Annotated in this window: 3 protein-coding genes; all 3 read left to right on the top strand. The window is 50.2% G+C overall.

The genetic code is table 11. The features are described 5' to 3' along the window. Positions 1-2,147, top strand: a 2,147-nt coding sequence (locus ACO6VE_RS23725) for a DUF1601 domain-containing protein (RefSeq protein WP_422463890.1), incomplete at its 5' end; no start/stop codon positions are given. A gap of 76 nt (positions 2,148-2,223) precedes the next feature. After that, the gene (locus tag ACO6VE_RS23720) at positions 2,224-5,118 is read left to right on the top strand and encodes a DUF1601 domain-containing protein (protein ID WP_422450728.1); all 2,895 of its coding nucleotides are present in this window, start codon (positions 2,224-2,226) and stop codon (positions 5,116-5,118) included. Between the two features lie 157 nt (positions 5,119-5,275). Further along, on the top strand, positions 5,276-5,867 hold a 592-nt coding region (locus ACO6VE_RS23715; protein WP_422463888.1), incomplete at its 3' end, for a hypothetical protein.

Below are 5,867 nucleotides of genomic sequence, written 5' to 3'. Positions count from 1 at the left end.
TGGACAACGGGCAGGAGCAAACACCAGAACTCAAAGAGGCCGTGGCCGCGCTGTTGCCCCACGTGAACGCACAAAAAGACCAATTTATTCCTCAGGGTATCGCCAACCTGCTGTGGGCCATGGCGAAACTGGTGGACAACGGCCATGAGCAGACACCAGAGCTCAAAGGGGCTATTGCCGCGTTATTGCCCAACGTGAACACTCAGAAAGCTAACTTTAACCCACAGGAAATCGTCAACCTGCTGTGGGCCGTGGCGAAACTGATGGACAACGGGCAGAAGAGGACACCAGGTCTCAAAGAGGTAGTGGCCAGGTTATTGCCCCACGTGAACGCACAGAAAGACCAATTTAATACTCAGGGCATAACCGGCCTGCTGTGGGCCATGGCAAAACTGGTGGACAACGGGCTGGAGCTGACACCAGGGCTCAACGAGGCCGTGGCCGTGCTGTTGCCCCATGTGAACGCACAGAAAACTAACTTTAAGCCAAAGGAAATCGCTAACCTGCTGTGGGCCATGGCAAAACTGATGGACAACGGGCTGGAGCAGACACCAGAGCTCAACGCGGCCTTAGTCGTGCTGTTGCCCCGCGTAAACACACAGAAAGCTAACTTTAAACCACAGGGAATCGCGAACCTGCTGTGGGCCATGGCGAAACTGGTGGACAACGGCCAGAAGCAGACATCAGGGCTCAACGAGGCCTTAGGCGCATTGTTGCCCCACGTGAATGCACAGAAAGCTAACTTTAAACCACAAGGTATCGCCAACCTGCTGTGGGCCATGGCGAAACTGGTGGACAACGGGCAGGAACTGACACTTGGGCTAAAAGAGGCCGTGGCCGCGTTGTTGCCCTACGTGAATGCACAGAAAGACCAATTTATTCCTCAGCATATCGCCAACCTGCTGTGGGCCATGGCGAAACTGGTGGACAACGGGCAGGCGCTGACACCAGGGCTCAAAGCAACCGTAGCCGCGCTGTTGCCCCACTTGAAAGCACTGAAAAACCAATTTATTCCTCAGCATATCGCCAACCTGCTGTGGGCCATGGCGAAACTGGTGGACAACGGGCAGGCGCTGACACCAGAGCTCAAAGCGGCCGTGGCCACGCTGTTGCCCCACTTGAAAGCACTGAAAGCCAACTTTAACCCCCAGGAAATCACCAACCTGCTGTGGGCCATGGCGAAACTGGTGGACAACGGGCAGGCGCAGACACCAGAACTCAAAGAAGCCGTAGCCGCGCTGTTGCTCCACATGAACGCACAGAAAGACCAATTTAATGCCCGGGATATCACCCACCGGCTGTGGGCCATGGCGAAACTGGTGAACAACGGGCAGGAGCAAACACCAGGGCTCAACGATGCCTTGACCGCACTTTTGTCCCAAGTGAACACAAGCAAAGACCAGTTTATTCCTCAGTATATCTCCAACCTGCTGTGGGCCATGGCGAAACTGGGTGAACTCGTTGAGCTGAATGTGGTTAAATCCACGACTGAACATCTTGTCTACCAAATCAGTCAATACCCTCAGTTATCTCAGCAAGATATATCGATGTCTCTCTGGGGAGTGATGGTATGCTGTGCCAGGTTGTCTCTGGAATCCAATGCCAATAAAAATAATTTGCTTGAAAAGCACATGGATGAACTGTTTACTCGTCTGGAAAATACATCTCCGTATAATGTAGAGGATCAATCCGTTATTGCCATAGCCGCCAGTTGGCTTGGCAGAGCGTGTCCGATCGTCCCCCATTACCAGACTAACCTGTCAAAACCTCAAGCCGACTTCCGCAATCGACTCCAATCATGCATTCCCTCTTTGCAGATTGAAGAAGAAAAAAGTCTGAACTCATTACCTCCGGTTGACATGCTACTGCCAGACCACAACATGGTGATTGAAGTTCAGGGACCGTCTCATTACGTGAGTGGTGATTTCAACACCAGGAATGGTTCGACTCTGCTGAAAATCGCACTGCTGCAAAAATCAGGATTTGAAGTCATTGAAATCCCGGTTAACCAGCTCAGGAGCCAGAATTCAATGAAACTATGTATTGATGAAATAAAGACCCGGATAGACATCCCGCCACAGGGTCATGGCTCTGTATCACTTAAAAGCGGGTCGGCAGATGAGAAATACGGCACTGCTTATATATGAACATTTCAGCAAAATGAACTTCTGAACTGCACAGCAGTCTGCTTTTTATATTTCCATGAATTAATGAAATATAATTATGGACAGAAGCTCTGCCGATATCAGTGGTCAATTCGCAAGATCAGATAATGATTATAACCGACCGGGTGGCCATGCCGCTTCTTCAAGGCGTGGACGATACAGACATGCCACGGTCAGGCAGTGGGATGATACCCCACGCACTAACCCGGGGCGTAATACATTTTACCGTTCTTCTGACGCATGCCCTTCTCAACATCTACAGCGCCGTTCAGTACACCCTGCTCAAGATTTTAAGGCACTCATCAAACCAGAAATAATGGATGACCTGGTGAGTCAATCGGATCATTTCGGTCATCGCTATGATGGGAGAAATCACGGCCTGTATGCCAATTCAATTAAAAAATACACATCAGCTGCTAAAAGACCGTTAAATCGAGCGGAACAAAGCCAGCTGATGCATTTGCTGCCAAATTTCACAGTCACGCGGAGCTGGAATTGGCGAAGCCTGACGACCACACTTCATTCATTGACTTCAGCGGGTGTTTTTACCCCTCATAAACCCATGGATGGGCGTGTTAAGCGTACTCAGGCTGCCTTATTGTCAACACTACTTGATGCAATCATATTCAAGTGCAACCAAAAACCTCAGGCCAGGGATGTTGATGCCCAGGGTGTCGTCAACCTGCTGTGGGCCACGGCAAAACTGGTGGACAAAGGGCAGGAGCAAACACCAGAACTCAAAGGGGCTGTGGCCGCGCTGTTGCCCCACGTGAACGCACAGAAAGCCCAATTTAATGCCCAGCATATTACCAATTTGCTGTGGGCCATGGCGAAACTGATGGCCAACGGGCAGGAGTGGACACCAGAGCTTAAAGAGAACGTTTCCACACTTTTGTCCCACGTATACGCACAGAAAGCTAACTTTAAACCACAGGAAATAGCCAACCTGTTGTGGGCCATGGCGAAGCTGGTGGACAACGGGCTGGAGCAGGCACCAGAGCTCAAAAAGGCCGTGGCCACGTTGTTGCCCCAGGTGAACGCACAGAAAGCTTACTTTAAACCACAGGAAATCACCAGCCTGCTGTGGGCCATGGCAAAACTGGTGGACAACGGGCAGGAGCTGACACCAGGGCTCAAAGAGGCCGTGGCCGTATTGTGGCCCCACGTGAACGCACAGAAAGCTAACTTTAAGCCACAGGAAACTGCCAACCTGCTGTGGGCCATGGCAAAACTGGTGGACAACGGGTTGGAGCAGGCACCAGGGCTCAAAGCGGCCTTAGCCGTGCTGTTGCCCCACGTGAACGCACAGAAAGTCCAATTTAATGCCCAGAATATCGCCAACCTGCTATGGGCCATGGCAAAACTGGTGGACAACAGGCTTGAGATACCAGGGCTCAAAGATTCCGTGGCCGTGCTGTTGCCCCCTGTGAACGCACAGAAAGCTAACTTTAAGCCACAGGAAACTGCCAACCTGCTGTGGGCCATGGCAAAACTGGTGGACAACGGGCTGGAGCAGGCACCAGGGCTCAAAGCGGCCTTAGCCGTGCTGTTGCCCCACGTGAACGCACAGAAAGTCCAATTTAATGCCCAGAATATCGTCAACCTGCTGTGGGCCATGGCGAAACTGGTGGACAACGGGCTGGAGCAGATACCAGGGCTCAAAGAGGCCTTAGGTGCATTGTTGCCCCACGTGAATGCACAGAAAGCTAACTTTAAACCGCAAGGTATCGCCAACCTACTGTGGGCCATGGCGAAACTGATGGACAACAGGCAGGAGCAGACACCAGGGCTCAAAGCGGCCGTAGCCACACTGCTGCCCCACGTGAAAGCACTGAAAGCTAACTTTAAACCCCAGGAAATCACCAACTTGCTGTGGGCCATGGCGAAACTGGTGGACAACGGGCAGGCGCAGACACCAGAACTCAAACAAGCCGTGGCCGCGCTGTTGCCCCACGTGAACGCACAGAATGACCAATTTAATGCCAAGGATGTCGCCATCCAGCTGTGGGCCATGGCGAAACTGGTGATCAACGGGCAGGAGCTGACGCCAGAGCTCAACGAGGCTTTGACCGTACTTTTATCCCAAGTGAACGCAAAGAAAAACCAGTTTATTCCTCAGCATATCTCCCACCTGCTGTGGGCCATGGCGAAACTGGGTGAGCTCGTTGAGCTGAATGTGGTTAAATCCACGTCTGAACTTCTTGTCTACCAAATCAGTAAATGTCCTCAGTTATCTCAGCAAGAAATATCGATGTCTCTCTGGGGAGCATTGGTATGCTGTGCCAGGCTGTCTCCAGACTCCAATGCCAATAAAAACAGCTTGCTTGAAAAGCACATGGATGACCTGTTTACTCGCCTGGAAAATGCATTCCCAAATAATGAAGAGGATCAATCCATCATTGCCATGGCCGCAAGCTGGCTTGGCAGAGCGTGTCCGATCGTCCCCCATTACCAGACTAACATGTCAAAACCTCAAACCGCCTTCCGCGATCAACTTCAATCATGCATTCCCTCTTTAAAGATTGCCGCAGAAAGGAGTCTGAACTCATTACCTCCGGTTGATCTGCTACTGCCAGATCACAATATTATTATTGAAGTTCAGGGCCCCTCTCATTACCTGTGTGGTGATTTCAACACCAGGACTGGTTCGACTCTGCTGAAAATCGCACTGTTACAAAAAGCAGGATTTGAGGTCATTGAAATCCCGATTAACCAGCTCAGGAGCCAGGATTCAATAAAACGATGTATTGATCAAATAAAGACCAGAGTGGACATCCCGCCGCAGGGCCATGGATCTGTATCACATAAAATCGGGTGGGCAGATGAGGCAAACGCTACCGCCGATAAAGGGGATCAATCCTCAGATCACTGTTACCTGGCCGCCGAAGAACATTTAGAAAAGCAAACAGGCAAACCAAAAAAAAGAAAAAGGAAGAGAAAAAAAAGGCAATAAGTAGTTGGCTAAAATGATTTGAAAATAACGGATTGGTGGCATCAGAAGTAGATGTGTATCCCCAACGGCTTGGTTTTATAGGCATTTCAGTAAAATGAACTTCTGAACAGAGCAGCAGTCTGCTTTTTATACTTTCATGAATTAATGAAATATAATTATGGACAGAAGCTCTGCCGGTATCAGTGGTCAATACGCAAGATCAGATAATGATTATAACCGACCGGGTGGCCATGCTCCTTCTTCAAGGCGTGGACGATACAGACATGCCAAGGTCAGGCAGTTGGATGATACCCAACGCACTAACCCGGGGCGTAATACATTTTACCGTTCTTCTGACGCATGCCCTTCTCAACATCTACAGCGCCGTTCAGTAAACCCTGCTCAAGATTTTAAGGCGCTCATCAAACAGGAAATGATGGATGATCTGGTGAATAAATCGGATCGTTTCGGTCATCGCTATGATGGGAGAAATCATGGCCTGTATGCCAATTCAATTAAAAAATACGCATCAGCTGCTAAAAGACCGTTAAATCGAGCTGAACAAGGCCAGCTGATACGTTTGCTGCAAAATTTTACCGTAACACGGCGTTGGAACTGGCGAAGCCTGACGACCACGCTTCATTCATTGACTTCAGCGGGTGTTTTTACCCCTCATAACCCCATGGATCAGCGTGTTAAGCGTACTCAGGCTGCCTTACTGTCAACACTACTTGATGCAATCATATTCAAGTGCAACCAAAAACCTCACG

Source organism: Endozoicomonas sp. ALB115 (genome assembly GCF_049310245.1).
GTDB lineage: Bacteria > Pseudomonadota > Gammaproteobacteria > Pseudomonadales > Endozoicomonadaceae > Endozoicomonas.
This window is presented reverse-complemented; position numbering and strand designations above follow the sequence as displayed.

What these genes read in the sequence shown, in the direction of transcription:
- ACO6VE_RS23720 (WP_422450728.1), top strand. Translation starts at nt 2,224, where the DNA reads ATGGACAGAAGCTCTGCCGATATCAGTGGTCAATTCGCAAGATCAGAT.